The organism is Pseudomonas sp. PDM27 (assembly GCF_019219205.1).
In the GTDB taxonomy this organism is placed as follows: Bacteria; Pseudomonadota; Gammaproteobacteria; order Pseudomonadales; family Pseudomonadaceae; genus Aquipseudomonas; species Aquipseudomonas laurylsulfatiphila.
On sequence record NZ_JAHUWF010000006.1, the window covers coordinates 36,381 to 54,144 of the forward strand.

Annotated in this window: 16 protein-coding genes, 4 tRNA genes and 1 pseudogene; 18 read left to right on the top strand and 3 right to left on the bottom strand. The window is 59.3% G+C overall.

Going from position 1 to position 17,764, the window contains the following annotated elements; translation table 11 throughout:
- Positions 1 to 9 precede the first annotated feature (9 nt).
- Positions 10 to 1,014, bottom strand: coding sequence for an NADP-dependent oxidoreductase (locus KW838_RS14200; RefSeq protein ID WP_104449035.1), 1,005 nt, complete (start codon positions 1,012 to 1,014; stop codon positions 10 to 12).
- 236 nt (positions 1,015 to 1,250) lie between these two features.
- On the opposite strand from KW838_RS14200, the gene KW838_RS14205 reads away from it, so the two are divergent.
- The 4 genes and pseudogenes from KW838_RS14205 (at position 1,251) to KW838_RS29935 (ending at position 5,727) form a co-directional block, all read left to right on the top strand.
- Complete coding sequence (locus tag KW838_RS14205) at positions 1,251 to 2,012, top strand: SDR family oxidoreductase (protein WP_218501378.1); 762 nt, start codon at positions 1,251 to 1,253, stop codon at positions 2,010 to 2,012.
- A gap of 256 nt (positions 2,013 to 2,268) precedes the next feature.
- Complete coding sequence (locus KW838_RS14210) at positions 2,269 to 3,654, top strand: PLP-dependent aminotransferase family protein (protein WP_218501379.1); 1,386 nt, start codon at positions 2,269 to 2,271, stop codon at positions 3,652 to 3,654.
- A 147-nt stretch (positions 3,655 to 3,801) separates the two neighbouring features.
- Positions 3,802 to 4,869: pseudogene (locus KW838_RS29930) on the top strand (HAMP domain-containing protein); the annotation flags it as partial.
- Entirely contained in the window at positions 4,864 to 5,727 is an 864-nt protein-coding gene (locus tag KW838_RS29935; RefSeq protein ID WP_371317843.1) for a methyl-accepting chemotaxis protein, read from the top strand. The pseudogene KW838_RS29930 and the gene KW838_RS29935, both read left to right, overlap by 6 nt.
- Positions 5,728 to 5,894: 167 nt before the next feature.
- Here KW838_RS29935 and KW838_RS14220 read toward each other — a convergent pair whose 3' ends face one another.
- On the bottom strand, positions 5,895 to 6,653 hold the full coding sequence (locus KW838_RS14220) for a hypothetical protein (RefSeq protein WP_173900808.1): 759 nt from the start codon (positions 6,651 to 6,653) through the stop codon (positions 5,895 to 5,897).
- A 383-nt stretch (positions 6,654 to 7,036) separates the two neighbouring features.
- Here KW838_RS14220 and KW838_RS14225 point away from each other — a divergent pair.
- The 4 genes from KW838_RS14225 (at position 7,037) to KW838_RS14240 (ending at position 7,449) form a co-directional block, all read left to right on the top strand.
- Positions 7,037 to 7,112, top strand: a tRNA-Glu gene (locus tag KW838_RS14225).
- A 2-nt stretch (positions 7,113 to 7,114) separates the two neighbouring features.
- Positions 7,115 to 7,190, top strand: a tRNA-Gly gene (locus tag KW838_RS14230).
- A 104-nt stretch (positions 7,191 to 7,294) separates the two neighbouring features.
- Positions 7,295 to 7,370, top strand: a tRNA-Glu gene (locus KW838_RS14235).
- 3 nt (positions 7,371 to 7,373) lie between these two features.
- Positions 7,374 to 7,449: transfer RNA gene (locus tag KW838_RS14240), tRNA-Gly, on the top strand.
- A gap of 58 nt (positions 7,450 to 7,507) precedes the next feature.
- Here the strand turns inward: KW838_RS14240 and KW838_RS14245 are convergent.
- Positions 7,508 to 8,377, bottom strand: a complete 870-nt coding sequence (locus tag KW838_RS14245) for a DNA-binding response regulator (RefSeq protein WP_218501381.1) — start codon at positions 8,375 to 8,377, stop codon at positions 7,508 to 7,510.
- Positions 8,378 to 8,783: 406 nt separating this feature from the next.
- Here KW838_RS14245 and KW838_RS14250 point away from each other — a divergent pair, with 406 nt between their 5' ends.
- The 10 genes from KW838_RS14250 (at position 8,784) to KW838_RS14295 (ending at position 17,755) form a co-directional block, all read left to right on the top strand.
- The gene (locus tag KW838_RS14250; RefSeq protein WP_218501382.1) at positions 8,784 to 8,981 is read left to right on the top strand and encodes a Flp family type IVb pilin; all 198 of its coding nucleotides are present in this window, start codon (positions 8,784 to 8,786) and stop codon (positions 8,979 to 8,981) included.
- Between the two features lie 28 nt (positions 8,982 to 9,009).
- Entirely contained in the window at positions 9,010 to 9,540 is a 531-nt protein-coding gene (locus KW838_RS14255) for a prepilin peptidase (RefSeq protein ID WP_218501383.1), read from the top strand.
- Positions 9,541 to 9,542: 2 nt separating this feature from the next.
- The gene (locus KW838_RS14260) at positions 9,543 to 10,871 is read left to right on the top strand and encodes an AAA family ATPase (protein WP_218501384.1); all 1,329 of its coding nucleotides are present in this window, start codon (positions 9,543 to 9,545) and stop codon (positions 10,869 to 10,871) included.
- 15 nt (positions 10,872 to 10,886) lie between these two features.
- On the top strand, positions 10,887 to 11,711 hold the full coding sequence (cpaB, locus tag KW838_RS14265; RefSeq protein ID WP_218501385.1) for a Flp pilus assembly protein CpaB: 825 nt from the start codon (positions 10,887 to 10,889) through the stop codon (positions 11,709 to 11,711).
- A gap of 75 nt (positions 11,712 to 11,786) precedes the next feature.
- The gene (locus tag KW838_RS14270; protein WP_218501386.1) at positions 11,787 to 13,130 is read left to right on the top strand and encodes a Tad domain-containing protein; all 1,344 of its coding nucleotides are present in this window, start codon (positions 11,787 to 11,789) and stop codon (positions 13,128 to 13,130) included.
- Between the two features lie 8 nt (positions 13,131 to 13,138).
- Entirely contained in the window at positions 13,139 to 13,618 is a 480-nt protein-coding gene (locus KW838_RS14275; protein WP_218501387.1) for a TadE/TadG family type IV pilus assembly protein, read from the top strand.
- Positions 13,618 to 14,112: a TadE/TadG family type IV pilus assembly protein gene (locus KW838_RS14280; RefSeq protein ID WP_218501388.1), complete on the top strand. Its 495-nt coding sequence runs from the start codon at positions 13,618 to 13,620 to the stop codon at positions 14,110 to 14,112. The genes KW838_RS14275 and KW838_RS14280 overlap by 1 nt, the downstream gene beginning before the upstream one ends.
- On the top strand, positions 14,106 to 15,326 hold the full coding sequence (locus tag KW838_RS14285) for an AAA family ATPase (protein WP_218501389.1): 1,221 nt from the start codon (positions 14,106 to 14,108) through the stop codon (positions 15,324 to 15,326). The genes KW838_RS14280 and KW838_RS14285 overlap by 7 nt, the downstream gene beginning before the upstream one ends.
- A gap of 3 nt (positions 15,327 to 15,329) precedes the next feature.
- Complete coding sequence (locus KW838_RS14290) at positions 15,330 to 16,772, top strand: CpaF family protein (protein WP_218501390.1); 1,443 nt, start codon at positions 15,330 to 15,332, stop codon at positions 16,770 to 16,772.
- Entirely contained in the window at positions 16,769 to 17,755 is a 987-nt protein-coding gene (locus tag KW838_RS14295) for a type II secretion system F family protein (protein WP_218501391.1), read from the top strand. Before KW838_RS14290 ends, KW838_RS14295 begins: the two co-directional genes overlap by 4 nt.
- Positions 17,756 to 17,764 lie beyond the last annotated feature (9 nt).

Sequence of the window (17,764 nt, forward strand, 5' to 3'; positions counted from 1 at the left end):
AATATTGAATTAAACCTTCAACACCAGCTTCCCGAAATTCTCGCCGTTGAACAATTTCATCAGCGTCTCCGGGAATGTCTCCAGTCCTTCGACGATGTCTTCCTTGCTCTTGAGCTGCCCCTTGGCCATCCAGCCTGCCATTTCCTGGGCGGCGCTGGCGTATTGGGCGGCGTAGTCCATCACCACAAAACCTTCCATGCGTGCGCGGTTGACCAGCAGCGACAGGTAATTGGCCGGCCCCTTGACCGCTTCCTTGTTGTTGTACTGGCTGATGGCACCGCAAATCACCACTCGCGCCTTCATGTTCAGGCGGCTCAACACCGCGTCGAGAATGTCGCCACCCACATTATCGAAATACACGTCGACACCTTTCGGGCACTCGCGCTTGAGGCCGGCGAGGACGTCTTCGCTCTTGTAGTCGATAGCACCGTCGAAACCCAGTTCGTCGATCAAAAACTTGCACTTGTCCGCGCCGCCGGCGATGCCAACCACCCGGCAGCCTTTGATCTTGGCGATCTGCCCGGCAATGCTGCCCACGGCGCCGGCCGCACCCGACAGCACCACGGTGTCACCGGCCTTCGGCGCGCCGACGTCGAGCAGGGCGAAGTAGGCCGTCATCCCGGTCATGCCCAGTGCTGACAGGTAACGTGGCAGCGGTGCCAGTTTCGGGTCAACCTTGTAGAAGCCTCGCGGCTCACCCAGGAAAAAGTCCTGCACCCCGAGGGCGCCGTTAACGTAGTCCCCGACCGCGAATCCCGGATTGTTCGACGCAATGACTTTGCCCACGCCCAGGGCGCGCATGACTTCGCCGAGCCCGACCGGCGGGATGTAGGACTTGCCCTCGTTCATCCAGCCGCGCATGGCCGGATCCAGGGACAGGTATTGGTTTTCGACCAGGATCTGGCCCGCCGCCGGCTCGCCGACCGGTACTTCCTGGTAGGTGAATGTCTCGCGGGTCGCCGCGCCAACCGGACGTTTGGCGAGCAGGAATTGGCGATTGGTCTGGGAGGTCATGACAGGCACTCAAGATGAATGAAGCTTTGTTGATAGCCGGTCAGCGCCGATGCCGCAAGTTCGGCTGATGCGGCGAATGCAGGTTGATCCAGTGCAGTGATAGTTGGTACGGCAGTTCCATCACTGCAACTCATGGGCGCCCAACCGGAGTCCTGATAGTGCTGCCGCGTTCAGCACCTCCATGGCTAGACTGGTCCTGCGCGATTCCCCGCTTACTTCTCTTCGAGGACATAACAATGAGCATGACGTTTTCCGGCCAGGTGGTTGTGGTGACCGGCGGGGCGGCCGGTATTGGCCGCGCGACCGCCCAGGCATTTGCCGCCGAGGGCGTTAAGGTCGTAGTGGCCGATATGGACACGGCGGGCGGCGAGGGCACGGTGGCGCTGATTCGTACGGCCGGTGGCGAGGCGACCTTCGTGCGCTGCAACGTTACCCTGGAAAGCGATGTTAAAAATCTGATGGAGGAGGTGATCAATACTTACGGTCGCCTCGACTATGCCTTCAACAATGCCGGCATCGAAATCGAGAAAGGCAAGCTGGCCGACGGTTCACTCGACGAGTTCGACGCGATCATGGGCGTCAACGTCAAAGGCGTCTGGCTGTGCATGAAATACCAGTTGCCGTTGCTGCTGGCGCAAGGGGGTGGCGCGATCGTCAATACGGCATCGGTGGCGGGCCTGGGGGCAGCGCCGAAAATGAGCATCTACGCAGCCTCCAAACATGCGGTGATCGGCCTGACCAAGTCGGCGGCCATTGAATACGCCAAGAAAAAGATCCGGGTCAACGCCGTGTGCCCGGCGGTGATCGACACCGACATGTTCCGTCGCGCTTATGAAGCCGACCCGAAAAAAGCCGAGTTCGCCAACGCCATGCATCCGGTCGGTCGCATCGGCAAGGTCGAAGAAATCGCCAGCGCGGTGCTGTATCTGTGCAGCGATGGCGCGGCCTTCACCACAGGGCACTCATTGGCCGTGGACGGTGGCGTTACCGCGTTTTAAAACGACGCACCGATACTGAATACATGCGGAACCTGTGGGAGCGAGCCTGCTCGCGAAGAGGGCGTATCAGTCGAAATTAATATCGGCTGACACACCGCTTTCGCGAGCAGGCTCGCTCCCACAGTTTTTGGGTTCCGGGGTGGGCAATGTGTTTCAAATAATTAGATCGAATGGTTTTGGCGGCGTTGTCGCACATGCCTTCGAACCCTCCTGTGATTAACTGCTTCTCGCAAAATCAACAGGAGTTTGCTTGCTCATGGAGTTGAGAATCGACCGACAGGCGCTGGTGCCCGTCGTACAGCAAATTGTTGACGCGCTGACCTGCTGGCTTCATTCCAGCGGGGTATCGCCCGGTACGCGCTTGCCTTCGGTGCGACAGATCGCGCGGATCAATTTGCTCAGTCAGTCAAGCGTCACTCAGGCCTGTGAACGTCTCGTGACGCAGGGGATGCTGGTGTCAGGTCATGGGGCCGGCTATACAGTTGCCGACCCGGCATTGGTCGCGAACGCAAGGCCCGAGCCTGTGTGGTTTGAGGGGGCCGAACCCGAGTATGGGCCGTGGTCGGGGGAGCTGAGGCTGGGCTGTGGCGGGCTGCCTGAAAGCTGGCGCGAGACCGACGATCTGATCTACGCGATCCGGCAAGTCAGTCGTACCGATACGGCCAGTTTGTTCAACTACAGCTCGCCGCTGGGGTTGCCAGCCTTGCGGCAACAGATACTCAAACGCCTCAGGCAGCTGGACATCCCGGTACAGGACAACCGGATCATGACCACGGCGGGGGCCAGTCAGGGGCTCGACCTGATTGTGCGAACACTGTTCAAGGCCGGTGATTGTGTGGTCGTGGAGAGCCCCGGTTATCCGCTGCTGTTCGATCTGCTCAGGCTGCACGGCATCCACATGGTCGAGGTGCCGCGAACACCGCGGGGGCCGGACGTGGACGTGCTCGAATCGGTGCTGGCCAAGCACCGGCCTCAAGGATTGCTCATCAATAGCTTCTTTCACAACCCGACCGGCAGCAACCTTTCACCCGGGGTGGCGCGTCGCGTGCTGCAACTGGCCAGGGCCTTTGGCGTGCGGGTGATCGAGGACGACGTCTATGCGGATTTGCGTAGCGGTTGCGGTACGCGACTGGCTGCGCTGGACGACAGCGTGATCTACGTGGGCAGCTATTCCAAGACCCTCAGCAGTTCCTTGCGGGTCGGTTTCGTGGTGGCCGATTGCGCAGTCATTTCGCGTCTGGCCGAGGTCAAGATGATCTCTGGCATGGGCGCCTCCCGATTTTGCGAGTCGGTGCTGGCGTGCCTGTTGGCTAACGGAGCCTACGGCAAACTGGTGCAACGTCAGCGTCAACGCTTGAACAGCGAACGGCTGGCGGTGTTGCAAATGCTCGAGGATGCCGAATGGGAAGTCTTCGGCAAGCCGGCGGGAGGCCTGTTTATCTGGGCGCGATCACGAATGTCCGACTACGATCAGGTGCTGGCCCGGGCAAGGCGTCTGGGTGTGGTGTTGTCATCGAAGAGCGCCTTCAACGCCTCGGGTGGGGCCAGTGACTGGCAGCGTATCAATGTGGCGTATGCCTGCGATCCGCGTGCCCGTGCGTTCTTTCAGGCCACAGCTCGGGATCGACCTCAAGCGTTCTGAAAGCGACGTTGGCGTAGCTTTTTGCCATTATTCCGGCGCCAGAGCCTTGTGTTGCCACTGGCCCGTTGCGAATCTGCGTCTACAGACTTTGGCAGGGGACTAAGTGCAATGAATTCGGCCGTGCAAGGACGTTTTGCCAACCTCGGTATGGCGAAAAAACTGGGTATCGGGTTTGTCCTGGTGCTGTTGTTGACTGCGCTGGTGGCGGGCATTGGCGTGTGGTCCCTGCAAACCATCAGCCAGCGCTTCGACGGGCTCAAGCAAATGTCATCGCTCAACAGCGGTTTGCTCAAGGTCCGGCTGCTGGAGCAGGAATACGCCTTGCACGGCAATCCGAAAACCGTCGATGCCCTGCACGAGGGCGTCGATGGCTTGATTGCCCTGGCCGCTCAGCTCAAGGCCGCGTCAGCGGCCAATGTGCCGGTGATGAATGATGTCGAACAGTCTTTGGGTGCCTATCGCAAGGCCTTCGACGAGTTTGTCTCGCTCACCCAGGCCAAGGACCTGGCGCTGGAAATGGCCAGTTGGTCGGTGTCCAGCGTGGCCAATAATCTTGATGTATTGCAATCCGGGCTCGCCGATGACGGCGCTTATACGCTGAAAGATTCCGAAGGCAAGGATGGTGCGCAATTCATCGAGCAGGCCGGTCAGGTCAGCCAGGTTTCACGCTTGATGCTGCAAGCCATGAATGAAGCGCGCGTGCGCCTGGATCAAAGCCGCAAAGGCGACGACAGCGCCGGGCAGGGCAAGATCGAACAGGCCAGCCAGGCATTGGCCCAGGCCGAGCAGCTCAAGACCACGGTCAAGGACGAGGGTTACCAGACCGTCCTCAATGAGGTGACGGGTCATATCGCCGGTTTCAGTGACAAGCTCGCCGAGTACACCGGTCTGCTGGAACAGGAAAAAACCGTTTATCAACAGTTGCACCAACGCGCAGCCCAAGTGGTTGAACGGGTGGATCAGGCTTATGTCGCTGAAGATCAGGCGATGCAGGCCGAACTGAAAAAGAACTCCATGCTGATCCTTGGCTCCTCCGCTCTGGCGTTGCTGGTCGGGCTGGTTGCTGCGTGGTTCATCACCCGGTTGATCGTGGCGCCGCTGCGCAGTGTGATCCAGGTGGCGCAGCAGATTGCCTCAGGGGATTTGAGTGCGACCATCGACGTGACCCGCCGTGACGAAATTGGCCAGTTGATGCAGGCCATGCAACAAATGGCCGCGGGACTCAGCCATATCGTCAGCGGTCTACAGTCGGGTATCGAGCAGTTGGCCACTTCCGCCCAATCGCTGTCGGCAGTGACGGAACAGACCAATCTCGAAGTCAGCACGCAGAAGGAGGAAACCGAACAGGTCGCCACCGCGATGAATCAGATGACGGCCACGGTGCATGACGTCGCGCGCAACGCAGAGGAAGCAGCCCTGGCGGCGCAAACGGCTGACGGCAAGGTTGAAAGTGGTCAGCAGGTGGTGCGCCAGAGCATGGCACGGATCGAGCAGTTGGCGGACTCGGCCAACTCGGCCAGTTCGAGCATTGAAAGCCTGAGTGCGGAAATCCAGAACATCGGCACGGTCTTGAGTGTGATCAAAAGCGTGGCAGAGCAGACCAACCTGCTGGCATTGAACGCGGCGATCGAGGCGGCCCGTGCGGGTGAGCAGGGCAGGGGCTTTGCGGTGGTGGCCGATGAAGTGCGTGCACTGGCCAGGCGAACCCAGCAATCGACCGAGGAAATCGAACGCCTGGTCAGCGCTTTGCGCTCGGCGGCGCAGTCATCAGTGCAGCAGATCCAGAGCAGTGGCGAGTTGGTAAAGCTGGCGGTCAGCGATGCCTTGCAGACCGAGAGCGCACTGGGAAGTATTGCGGCGGCGGTATCGTTGATCCAGCAGATGAACCAGCAGATCGCCGCGGCAGCCGAGGAACAGAGCTCGGTGGCCGAAGAGATCAACCGCAGTGTCACCAGTATTCGCGCCAGTGCCGATCAATCATCGCTGGCGATGCAGGGCAATGCCGCCTCCAGCATCGAGTTGGCGCAACTGGGGGTTGAGCTGAAGGGGATGGTGGGGCATTTCAGGCTGTAGGAGCAGCCGGTCGACGCTCGATTGCTCGCGATGGCCGCAAAGACAACGCGCGTTGACTGGGTGAGCGCGGTGTTCTGGAGTCCATCGCGAGCAATCGAGCGTCGACCGGCTGCTCCTACAGAAGAGCAAAAAAAAGCCACCTTGCGGTGGCTTTTCTGTTTCGCCGATCAGTCGTAGATCACTTTCTTTTTCCAGTCCGCGTCAGCTTCGACGTCTTTGAGGCCTTCGGTCAATTGGTTGACCTCGCCTTCGACCGGCGCAATGCGATCCATGACCTGGTCATTGGCGCGGGCCAGGAGTTTTTCCAGGTATTCCAGTTGCTCGGCGTAGACCTGTGGTTCCTGTTGCTTGCGCAGGTATTGCACGCCGCGCTCGAATGCCAGGCGAGCCTGCCCGGGCTGGTTCTGTTGCAGGGAGTGCTGGCCGAGATTGTTGAAGAACTCGATGTGCAGCAGCACCAGGATGTGGCGCACTTCACGAATCCAGCGCTTGGCTTCGTTGGGGGGCAGGAAGCCGTCCTGTGCCGCGCGGGTGATTTGCCCGTGCAGGGCTTCAAGCAGGAAACGTACATCCTTGGCCTTGGCTTCGGTCTGGATCGGTGCCGGCGGATTGTTGATCGGGATCGATTCACCCTGGCCGACAAGGGCCTCCAGTTCAGCGATCCGTGCCTTGAGGTTGGCACTGGATTTTTCCAGGTTGAGCAGGCGCTGGCAGACGTTCAGTTCCAGGCGGGTTACCAACAGCTTGAGTGCCGGGGTCATCAACTGGCCGGGGAAAGTCTCGGTGATTTCGCCGCAGCGACGCAGGCGATCATTGAGTTCAATCTTGGTACGGGCCTTTTCCAGCTTGTTGTTTTCCACCACATGGTTCATGTAGCCAATGGCGATCAACAGGGCGATCCCGGCTACAACTAGCAGGGTGATCATGAGTGGCGTCACCGGTAAGACCTCTTTTTAGGGTACACATGCGAGTCTAGTGGCTTGGCATTTGAGCGCCTAGGCCCGCATGAAGGGTTGGATCGGACATGCCTGCGCTTATATCGGCCGCAGCCTCGCTTCTATAAATGGTGGCACGCGATATACAGATTGCCATCACTGGAGGACTATAACGTCTTGGCGGGTGCCAGAATATAGGCGTCAAACACCGGGCAGCGGAAAAACCGCAGAGGCGTCCAAAAGCAGGGCGAAGTCATTGATTTAAATAAATTTATATCAGGGGGTTGACGACCTCTCAATCCATCCATAGAATGCGCGCCACTTGCAGCGTAAAGCACACAGCGAAACGAAGCAGGGAGTGAATGTTGTAGTGTGTCCCCTTCGTCTAGTGGCCTAGGACACCGCCCTTTCACGGCGGTAACAGGGGTTCGAGTCCCCTAGGGGACGCCAATGCGGGAATAGCTCAGTTGGTAGAGCACGACCTTGCCAAGGTCGGGGTCGCGAGTTCGAGTCTCGTTTCCCGCTCCAATTTTAAACAGCGTTGTCTTCGGGCAGGGCTGAGTGAAACCAGAACCAAGTCTTCGGATGCGGATCTGGGCACCGAAACACACACCATGTGTTCCGGGCAGCGTGTCCCCTTCGTCTAGTGGCCTAGGACACCGCCCTTTCACGGCGGTAACAGGGGTTCGAGTCCCCTAGGGGACGCCATTTGCGGGAATAGCTCAGTTGGTAGAGCACGACCTTGCCAAGGTCGGGGTCGCGAGTTCGAGTCTCGTTTCCCGCTCCATATTTAACGAAAACGCCGCTCATTGAGCGGCGTTTTTGTTTGCGCGTAAAAAACCGGATCAACCGCCGAGGCTTTGTACAAGGCTTTCGAGCGCGTCAGTGGTTGCTTCATCCTGCACCCGTTGCGTAGCTTCAGTCGCTCTGAGTTGGCGTGCCAGGCGGTACTCGCTGGGCGTGCAGTTTGCGAACTGCTTGAAGGCACGAGCGAAGTAGGACGGATCCTTGAAGCCGGCCTCATAGCCGATGCTGGTAATCGGCATCTGGCTGTTGTCGAGCAGTTCTTTGGCGAAGTTCATGCGCTTGTCCAGGATGTAATCCGTGAAGCCCAGTCCATTGGCTTCCTTGAACAGGCGGCTGAAGCGAAATGTCGTCATGCCGCAACGCTGCGCCAGCTCCCTCTGATCGATGCTGTCTCGAAAGTGCTGGTCGATGTGCAGCATGACGCTGTTCAGTGCCTGGTGTTTTTGGTGGCCTGAGGTCAGCCGGATGCTGTCCGGCAAGGTCGGGGAGTGCTCGATCTGCGATGACTTGTCCTGGCCTTTGGCATTTCGGCGCAGCTCGCAGAGTTGCAGCACCGCCGTCAGGTAACGCTTCTTCTCGGTGGTCGAGAACGGGAGCACCATGTATTCCCAGACGCTGGAGCGCATGGCCCATACCGCCAGTTCCTCCGAGTGCTGCACGGTGAACATGGTGATCGGGATGGTAGGGGTGGTGCGTTTGATCTCCAGCAATAGCTTCAAGCCTGGAGTGTCGGGGCGATCAAAATGGATGCAGATCATGTCTGCCTGTTCCCCGATGGGCAACACGGAGTTTTTTGCCAGTTTGCAGTCGCAGGCACTCTCGAACTGTGTGACGAGTTCTTTCGTGGATCGATCATGAGTCAGATCGAACCATAGGAGCGATGGCCTACTGGTCAAATTGGACGTCATGTCTTCACTCTGGGGGTTCTAGTGACTCTCATCGCCAGTATTGCCAATGTGCCATCAATTTGCAGATTTAATCCCGATAGAAAATGCGTTTTTTAGTTCTATTCGCTCTATGGGTTAACTGGAAGGCAGCTCCGGGCGATTATTTGCTCGTGTGTCGTCGAAAAAGCCGGGTTTAACCGCCTGTCGCTTGTGAATCAATGGCAATTGCCTTTGCGTTTCAATGCCTTGATTACCCCTCCCGTGACTGCTGCAACGGCCAATGCTCCGTATTGGCCGCCCCGCAAAAAAGTCCTAGCGATGTGCAAAATCTTCCTAACGCCCATGCCTTGCTCCTGACTAGGGTTGCACTCAGGCAGCGCAGAAAGTACTGCCTCAGAAAAAACAACATTCGAGTGAGGTGGGCAAAATGATCATGCAAACAATCAAGGCTTCGGTACTGAAGTTCGTCAAAGACGAAGATGGCCTGACCATTGTGGAATACGCGGTGGCGGGGGGGTTGATTACGGCTGTTGTTGCTCTCGCATTCACCAACCTTGGAGCGAACGTGCATACCCGAATCACGGCGCTGTGCAATGCCGTTGGTGGTGGTGGTGTCTGCAACTAACGACAGTTTCCGCTAGGGAGATACGATGATGTCCATGGAGCAGCTGATGGCTACTGTTCTGCTGATAGGACTGCTGGGCGTGGCGGTGGTGAGCGATATTCGTCGCCACCGCATTCCCAACCTGCTGATCATCGTGGGCTTGGGTTTGGGGTTGGCTGGCCAGGCTTACTCTGGGGGGATAAGCGGGTTGGGTGACGGCCTGTTGGGCATCCTGATTTGTTTTGCGGTGTTTCTGCCCATGTATGCCTTGGGTGGCATGGCCGCCGGCGACGTCAAGTTGATGGCCATGGTTGGCAGCTTCCTGCCGGTTCATTACGCATTGTGGGCCGCACTTTACAGTCTTGTGTTCGGCGGGCTGTGCGGTCTTCTGGTTGTGCTGGTGCACGGTCAGATGTTCCAAACCCTGGGGCGTTATTGGCTGATTCTGAAGGCTCGGGCCTATCTGGCACCGAGTCCGGACGAGGCGGCCGGCAAGCCCTTCCCTTACGCTGTTGCAATTTTGCTCGGCACGCTGGGCAGCATCTGCTGGCAACTCCTTGCCAGTGGATTGGGAGATTAGTCATGCACGTCATGGTTGATACTGATGCCTTCCCTAATGAGCGGGAAGCGGTGCAACGACTGGCTCCTCAGCCGTGCACAATCCGCGAAACAGGTCTGACCGACAGTTTTCTCGGCGAGTTGGTGTGCAAGCATCTGTTTGATGCAGGGGTACTGGACATGTCGCGGCTGGTGGACCGCCTGGCGCTGACCGGCGCGGTACTTGAAGAGGTCCTGGCGTTTCTGCGCAAGGATGGCCGTATCGAAGTGCTGGGCCAGGTGAGTCAAACCGGCGGGCAGATGCTGCGTTATGGCCTGACCGAGCGTGGTCGCAGTGCCGCCCGGGATGCCCTGTCGCGCAGCGGTTATATAGGAGCGGCACCGTTCCCGGTGAGTACTTACCGCTCCCTGATCAAGCTACAGACCATTCACCATGGCCGCATCAACGCCAACGATATGCGCAATGCCCTGGCTGGCGTTGTGCTCACGGAGGAGATGCTCGATCAGTTGGGTGTCGCGATGAACTCCGGGCGCGCAATCATGATTTATGGCCCTGCGGGTACCGGCAAGACCTATGTCAGTACCCGGCTGATCCGCCTGTTCGCCGAGGCCATCTGGGTCCCTCATGCCATCGTCATCAACGAGTCAGTGATCGAAATCTATGACCCGCAGGTGCATCAGCGGCTCGATGACAACGTTCAGCAGAACAATCTGATGCTCAACGAAGGCATCGACCGTCGTCTGCTGTGCTGCAAACGCCCGATCGTCATCACGGGCGGTGAGTTGAGCATGGAACAGTTGGACGTTCGTTATGACCCCTTCACCCGTCAATACCAGGCCGCCTTGCAGCTCAAGGCCAGCAATGGCCTGTTCATCATCGACGACATGGGACGCCAGCGCATGGCCCCCGCCGAGCTGCTCAATCGCTGGATCGTCCCGATGGAGGAGAAACGCGACTTTCTCAACCTGGGCGGTGGTCGGCATTGCGAGCTGCCGTTCGATCTGATTCTGGTGTTTTCCACCAACCTCAATCCCCTGGAATTGGCCGATGAGGCTTTCCTTCGGCGGATTGGCTACAAGCTGCAGTTCGGTTACCTGAAGCCCGAGCAGTACGAAAAGATCTGGCGTCAGGAAAGCGAGCGTCTGGGCATTTCCTATGACCCGCTGCTGGTGCGTTATGTACTGCAAAGGCTTTATGCAAGTGAAGGCATGCCCCTGGTGCCTTGCCATCCCCGTGATCTCCTGAACATGGCACTCGATCGCCAGCGTTATATGGGCGGTTCCGGACCACTGTCACCGAAAGAGTTGGAATGGGCCTGGCACAACTACTTCGTCCAGCTCGACTTTCTTTGATGCGGAGATACTGACATGAGCTCTCGTACGCTTACCCTGATAGGCGCTTCCCTGGTCATGGGCCTTGGGGCTGCATGGATGGCCGACTCCTGGCTGAGCGCGCGGCTCAATGCCAGCCCGGATGACCACCTTCGAAACGTAGTGGTCGCCACGGTGGAGATTCCATTCGGGCAGATGGTCGAGGCCCAGCAGGTCACGACCGTACGCATGCCCATGGATACGATCCCGGACGATGCCTTCGATGCCAGCGAAAAAGCCGTGGGCAAGATCGCAACGTTCGACATTCTGCGGGGCGACATCGTGCGCGGTGCGCGTCTGAGCGAACACCTGGGGGGTAGTACCCTGGCCTCGTTGATTGCGCCAGACAAACGCGCCATATCGGTACGGGTGGACGATGTGGTGGGCGTGGGTGGATTCCTGTTGCCGGGTAACCGGGTCGATGTACTGGCGACCAAAACCACCAATGCCGGCAGTAACAGCGCCACGTCCAGGACCATCCTCGAGAACTTGCGGGTGTTGGCGGTGGATCAGACCGCGGGCACCGACAAGACCCAACCGGTCGTGGTGCGCGCAGTGACGCTGGAGATGTCGGCCGCTGAAGCGGAAGCCCTGGTCACGGCGCAGACGGAAGGCAAGTTGCAACTGGCGCTGCGTAACCCGCTGAACCTCGAGAAGAAAAGCCCGGCCGTTGCACCTGCCACGCCTGCTGCACCTGTTGCCCCGGCCATGGCTGTGGCCACTGTCGAAGCGCCAAAACGCGTGGTACAGCGCAGCAGTGGTGAGGGCGCGGGTATCACCGTTATCCGCGGGACCGAAGCCAAAGTAGTCAATATTCGCTGACAGTGTGCAACAGGTGCCTGGGCACCAGGTTATTGGCGGAGCCGATCCGGATCCGTATCGGCAATCGAGGGCTTGATGATGAATCTTCGTATTCAGCGGCCGTTCACTTCGACGCCAAGGCGCCAGGAAGGATCGGTGAGTGCAATGATGGTGATCGCGTTGGCGGCGATGGCCATGATGGCGGCGTTGGCTCTGGACGGCGGTCATATGATGCTGAACAAGACACGCCTGCAGAATGCGGTGGATGCTGCCGCGCTGAGTGGCGCCAAAACCTTGAGTCAAGTGGAAGGTGGCAGCAACAGTGCCAGCACTACGCGTACCGCCGCACTCTTTACGCTGGTACAGAATGCCAATGCCGCGGGCAACAACGAATTGGCTACGGCTATCGGCGGCAACGCCAGTGCATTTGCAGTGGTGGAACTGGCAAGTAGCGTCTATGGCCCGTTCTCCTATCCCGGGCCGACGGATGCCAAGTACGTTCGGGTATCGGTACCGAGCTATAACCTGACGGGATTTTTCTGGAACTTCGCCCAGGTATTCGGCCCTGGCGGCCTGGGGGCCAAAGCAGTGGCGGCGATCGCCACCGCGGGTCCCAGCCCTACCAGTCCCTGTGATCTTGCCCCTTTGATGGTCTGTGGCAACCCGACTCAATACAACCCGGGTGCCGGCATGTTCTGGGGCTTTCAGTTTGGTGATCTGCAGGTTTTGAAGACAGCGGCCGGCAATTCGTCGCCCATTGGTCCAGGCAATTTTCAGTTGCTCGATTTTGGCTCGGGTGGCAGTGCGGTCCGGGAAGATCTGGCCGGAGGTGGCAAGGTCTGTCGCGACGTGGGGCAAAATGTCCAGACCTCACCGGGCAACATGGTCGGTCCAGCGTCTCAAGGTCTGAATACGCGCTTCGGCATCTACAACGGCCCGGTCAGCGCCTCGGACTATCCGCCGGACCTGGTGACCACGTCCAGTAACCCCGCCATCACCTACGATGACTCGGTCTCTCCGCCTCGAGCGAAGTACCAGGGGCAAACCGTCACCTCGAACAACGGCAATCTCACAGCCGGTAGCAACTCGATACTGGACTACAACGACTGGCGTGCAAGCGTTGCCGCCTGTGTGGCGGGGGGCACTGGCTGTCAGGGCAACGGGGTGTTCGAGCGCCGGATGCTGAAAATCGTGGTGGGCGACTGCAGCGGTAAACAGGGCGGTTCAACCTCGATCCCGGTTCTCGGTTTTGGTTGCTATTTCGTGGTGCAGCCCATGGATGGCGGCGGCGGGGACGCGCAGATCTTCGGCCAGTTCGTGAAGGAGTGTGAAGGCGACAACGTGGCGGGCCCCTCGCCGTCAACGGATTCCGGCCCGCAGATCATTCAGCTGTACAAAACCTATCTCACCGGCAGCGGTACTCCGAGCACTGACTCGTAGGGGGCGTCATGAGACTTCACGGATTTAAAAGTCGGCAGCGCCAGCAAGGCCTGGCCATGGTGGAGTTCACCCTGGTCCTGCCGGTGTTGCTGTTGCTGATGCTGGCCTTCGGCGAATTCGGCCGCATGCTCTATCAGTACAACATCCTGCTTCAGGCCAGCCGCGATGCCGATCGTTTTGTCGCCAGCAATGCCTGGGACTCGACGCTGGGTGCGGTCGCTCTGAGCAATACGCTACTGACCCAGACGAAAAACGTTGCGGTGTATGGCGTACCTGCCAATACCGGCACCGCAGTGGTGTCAGGGCTGACGACGGGCAACGTGGTCGTTGCCGCAGTGGGCACCGACCATGTGCGGGTCACCATCACTTACACGTTCTGCCCGGTGATTGGCGCTGGCAACTGCACCGGATCGCTTCCCGGTTTTTTTGGTAATCAGATTGCACTGAGCATCCCGCTGGTTGCCACTACCGTGATGAGGGCACTGTGATGAACAGAAAACACATGCGCGGCACCTATACGGTGGAGTTCGCCGTCATTGGTCTGCTGATCTTCACGCTGTTGTTCGGCGTGGTGGAAATCGGTCGCCTGTACTTCACGGTCAATGCGCTGGATGAAGCGGTGCGTCGTGGCACGCGTCTGGCGGCTGTGTGCAATATCAGCGATCCGGTGGTCCTGCAGCGGGCGATCTTCAATGCCGCAGGCGATGCCGGCACGAGCCAGCTGATCGGCAATCTGGCCACCACCCACCTGACGCTGACCTATCTGGACGCAAATGGGGCGCTGGTGGCCAACCCCGCTGACACTGTCAGCGCCAACGGTTTTCGTGCCATCCGCTATGTCCGGTTGAGCCTGCAAAACTTCGTTTTCAATCTGTTTATTCCCGGGATCGGTGTGCCCATTACCTTGCCTGCATTCAGGGCAACGTTGCCACGCGAAAGCCTCGGGCGTCATTCCGATTCCGGGGAGATCACGCCATGCTGAATACCAAGGATACCCCGCTCTCTACCTCGACCGGCAAAGCCGGGCTACGGTTGCTGATCAGTAGCCGTGATGCCACGTCGTTGCGCGACCTGCAGAGCGTCTGCCAGCGCATGCCCAGCCTGGAGGTAAGCACTCGCCTGGTCAGCAATGGGCATGTCGACCCGCTCTATGGCCTGGACCGGATGCCCGATCTGTTGCTGTTGCGCGTCAGCCACCTGTGGCGTGAAGAGCTGTCGGCACTGTTGCAGCGGCCGGCCCATGAGCGTCCGCCGATGCTGGTGTGCGGACTGCTGAGCGAACAGGAAGGCATGCGCCTGGCGATGCAGGCCGGCGCCCGTGACGTGCTGCCCGAGCCCGTTGTCGAGACAGAACTGGTCGCTGCCTTGAATCGGCTGGTCATGGAGGTTCGGACCGGCAGCGGGACAGAAGGGAAATTGCTCGCCGTGATCAGCGCCAAGGGCGGATCGGGCGGCACCATGCTGGCTTGCAATCTGGCTCAGCAGCTCAGCATGAAGGGTGGCAGTACCCTGTTGCTGGATATGGACCTGCAATTTGGCAGCGTGACGCATTACCTGGATGTGGCGCAAACCCACAGCCATCTTGAGGTGTTGCATCAGATCGACGGCATGGACAGCGTTGCGCTACGCGGTTTTTGCAGCCACTTCAGCCCGACCTTGCATGTGCTGGGGGGCCGGGCCGGTGAGCTGTGCCTGCCGCAGGATGCCCAGCCTGAGCAACTTGACACCCTGATGCAGTTGGCCCGCGCCAGCTATGACTGGGTAGTGATCGATCTGCCGCGGCAAATCGACCACCTCACCGGTTCCGTGCTGGAACAAGTGGACAGGGTGTATGTGGTGGTGCAGCAGAGCGTCAGCCATCTGCGCGATGCCAGCTCCCTGGTGCGGATCCTGCGCGAAGACCTGGGCGTGCGTGGGGATCAATTGCAGATCGTGGTCAACCGCTATGACAAGACGGCAGCGGTCAGCCTCAAGGATATCGGCGAAGCGCTGCGCTGCACGAACCTGTCGAAATTACCCAACAACTTCAACCTGGTCAGCCAGAGTCAGAACACTGGCGTGCCGTTGGGTCTGCATGCGCCGAAGGCGGCGATCACCGTTGCCCTGCGCAACGTGGCCGACGATCTGGTCGGCAACCAGATGGCTGGAAAAAAAGGCGTGTTCAAACGCGCCTTCAACCGTTTTTTCGGGGGGTGACCCATGATCAGCGACTTTCGTAACCGCTTGCGCAAACAGTCCGCTAAACCCGCCTCATCGCCGGTTATCCCGTTGGACGGTGAGCTGCCGGATCCGGCAGCTGAATTGATGGCTTGGGAGCACGCAGTCCCGGATGTTCTGTATGAAACCAGAAGCCAGGTCACCCCGGTGGAAGCCGAGTGGCGAGAAAAGATCTACCAGCAGTTGCTCAAGGTCATGGACCTGTCCTTGCTGGACTCCCTTGAGCAGGCTGAGGCGACGCGGCAGATTCGCGACATTTGCCAGCGCCTGCTCGACGAGCATTCGGCACCGGTGAGTACTTCCAGCCGCCAGTTGATCATCAAGCAGATCACCGACGAGGTGCTCGGACTTGGCCCCCTGGAGCCGTTGCTGGCCGATCACAGCGTGTCCGACATTCTGGTCAACGGCTTTAACTCGGTGTATGTCGAGCGCTTCGGCAAACTGCAACGCACCGATGTGCGCTTTCGCGATGACCAGCATTTGCTGAACATCATCGACCGTATCGTCTCCAGCCTGGGCCGGCGCATTGACGAGTCTTCGCCCTTGGTGGACGCCCGGCTCAAGGACGGTTCGCGGGTCAACGCGATTATCCCGCCGCTGGCCATCGACGGCCCGAGCATGTCGATCCGGCGCTTTGCGGTGGACCTGCTCAATACCGACAGCCTGATCCAGGTGGGGACGTTGACCCCCGCCATTGCCCTGCTGCTCAAGGCGATAGTGCGTGGGCGCTTGAACGTGCTGATTTCCGGCGGTACCGGCAGCGGCAAGACCACCATGCTCAATGTCCTGTCCAGTTTCATTCTGCAAAACGAGCGGATCGTCACCATCGAGGATTCGGCCGAACTGCAACTGCAGCAGCCCCATGTGGTGCGCCTGGAAACCCGGCCTTCGAACATCGAGGGGCGCGGCGAGGTGAGCCAGCGGGAATTGGTGCGCAACAGTCTGCGGATGCGCCCGGACCGTATCGTGATCGGCGAAGTGCGTGGCGTCGAGGCGCTGGACATGCTGACGGCGATGAACACCGGCCACGACGGCTCGTTGACCACGATCCACGCCAACACCGCGCGCGATGCGTTGGGACGGATCGAGAACATGGTGTCGATGACCGGGGCGACCTTCCCGATCAAGGCCATGCGTCAGCAGATCGCTTCGGCCATCGATGTGGTCATCCAGCTGGAACGCCAGGAGGACGGCAAGCGCCGCCTGGTCAGCGTGCAGGAAATCAACGGCATGGAAGGCGAGATCATCACCATGAGCGAAATCTTCTCCTTTGCGCGCCATGGCATGGGCGAAAACGGCGAGGTGCTGGGTGATTATCGGCCCAGCGGCATGATCCCCGCCTTCCGCGATGTGCTGGCCAAGCGCGGCATCGAGTTGCCGCTGACGATGTTCAGGCCTGAGTGGATGGAGGCACGGCAGTCATGAACCAAATTCCTGGTGAATTCATTCTGATATTCCTCGGTATGGTGTTTATCGCGGTCTTCCTCCTGTCCCAGGGTGTGGCGGTGCCTGTATTCGGCGAGGCCGGCAAGATGCGCAAGCGCATCCGCAGCCGCCTGCACGTAATGGAGAAAGCCAATAATTTGCCCAACATGCAGACGGTGTTGCGGCAGAAGTACCTGACGCGTTTGTCGCCACTGGAGGCCAGGCTTGAACAGCTCCCCTTGATGGAGGCATTGACGCAAATGATTGAGCAGTCCGGGCACGAATACCGGGCCTATCGGGTATTGCTGCTCGGACTGGTACTGGGGGGCTGGGCGGGAATCCTGATCTGGATGGTCTCGTCAGTCTGGTGGATGGCGCTGGTGGCGGGTTTCGCGGTCTTCTGGTTACCCATACTGAAAATTTCTCGTGACCGTAGCAAGCGTTTCGCTGCGTTCGAGGAAGGCCTGCCGGATGCGCTGGATGCCATGTGCCGCGCTCTGCGCGCTGGGCATCCGTTCAACGAAACCCTGCGCCTGGTGGCCGAGGAGCACAAGGGACCGGTCGCTCAGGAGTTCGGCCTGACCTTCGCCGATATCAACTATGGCAACGATGTACGCCGGGCCATGCTCGGCCTGCTGGAGCGGATGCCAAGCATGACGGTGATGATGCTGGTGACCTCGATCCTCATCCATCGCGAGACCGGAGGTAATCTGACCGAGGTGCTGGAGCGTCTGAGTAGACTGATTCGCGGGCGCTTCCGTTTCCAGCGCAAGATTAAAACCTTGTCGGCTGAAGGGCGTATATCGGCTTGGGTGCTGGTGGCCATTCCCTTCGTGTTGGCGGCGGCGATCCTGGTCACAACCCCTACTTACTTACCTGTGCTGGTTAATGATCCAACAGGTCAAAAGCTGATCATCGGGGCTTTCGGTGCCATGTTGCTCGGGATTCTCTGGATCCGCAAAATCATCCGGATCCAGGTTTGAGTGGTATTC

Bases quoted from the DNA above. Each gene is read 5' to 3' on its own strand.
- KW838_RS14210 (WP_218501379.1), top strand. From the start codon at position 2,269: ATGGAGTTGAGAATCGACCGACAGGCGCTGGTGCCCGTCGTACAGCAA.
- KW838_RS14285 (WP_218501389.1), top strand. From the start codon at position 14,106: ATGCTGAATACCAAGGATACCCCGCTCTCTACCTCGACCGGCAAAGCC.
- KW838_RS29935 (WP_371317843.1), top strand. From the start codon at position 4,864: ATGGCCGCGGGACTCAGCCATATCGTCAGCGGTCTACAGTCGGGTATC.
- KW838_RS14270 (WP_218501386.1), top strand. From the start codon at position 11,787: ATGATGAATCTTCGTATTCAGCGGCCGTTCACTTCGACGCCAAGGCGC.
- KW838_RS14275 (WP_218501387.1), top strand. From the start codon at position 13,139: ATGAGACTTCACGGATTTAAAAGTCGGCAGCGCCAGCAAGGCCTGGCC.
- KW838_RS14250 (WP_218501382.1), top strand. From the start codon at position 8,784: ATGATCATGCAAACAATCAAGGCTTCGGTACTGAAGTTCGTCAAAGAC.
- KW838_RS14255 (WP_218501383.1), top strand. From the start codon at position 9,010: ATGTCCATGGAGCAGCTGATGGCTACTGTTCTGCTGATAGGACTGCTG.
- KW838_RS14290 (WP_218501390.1), top strand. From the start codon at position 15,330: ATGATCAGCGACTTTCGTAACCGCTTGCGCAAACAGTCCGCTAAACCC.
- KW838_RS14260 (WP_218501384.1), top strand. From the start codon at position 9,543: ATGCACGTCATGGTTGATACTGATGCCTTCCCTAATGAGCGGGAAGCG.
- KW838_RS14205 (WP_218501378.1), top strand. From the start codon at position 1,251: ATGAGCATGACGTTTTCCGGCCAGGTGGTTGTGGTGACCGGCGGGGCG.
- KW838_RS14220 (WP_173900808.1), bottom strand. From the start codon at position 6,653: ATGATCACCCTGCTAGTTGTAGCCGGGATCGCCCTGTTGATCGCCATT.
- KW838_RS14245 (WP_218501381.1), bottom strand. From the start codon at position 8,377: ATGACGTCCAATTTGACCAGTAGGCCATCGCTCCTATGGTTCGATCTG.
- KW838_RS14280 (WP_218501388.1), top strand. From the start codon at position 13,618: ATGAACAGAAAACACATGCGCGGCACCTATACGGTGGAGTTCGCCGTC.
- KW838_RS14295 (WP_218501391.1), top strand. From the start codon at position 16,769: ATGAACCAAATTCCTGGTGAATTCATTCTGATATTCCTCGGTATGGTG.
- KW838_RS14200 (WP_104449035.1), bottom strand. From the start codon at position 1,014: ATGACCTCCCAGACCAATCGCCAATTCCTGCTCGCCAAACGTCCGGTT.
- cpaB (WP_218501385.1), top strand. From the start codon at position 10,887: ATGAGCTCTCGTACGCTTACCCTGATAGGCGCTTCCCTGGTCATGGGC.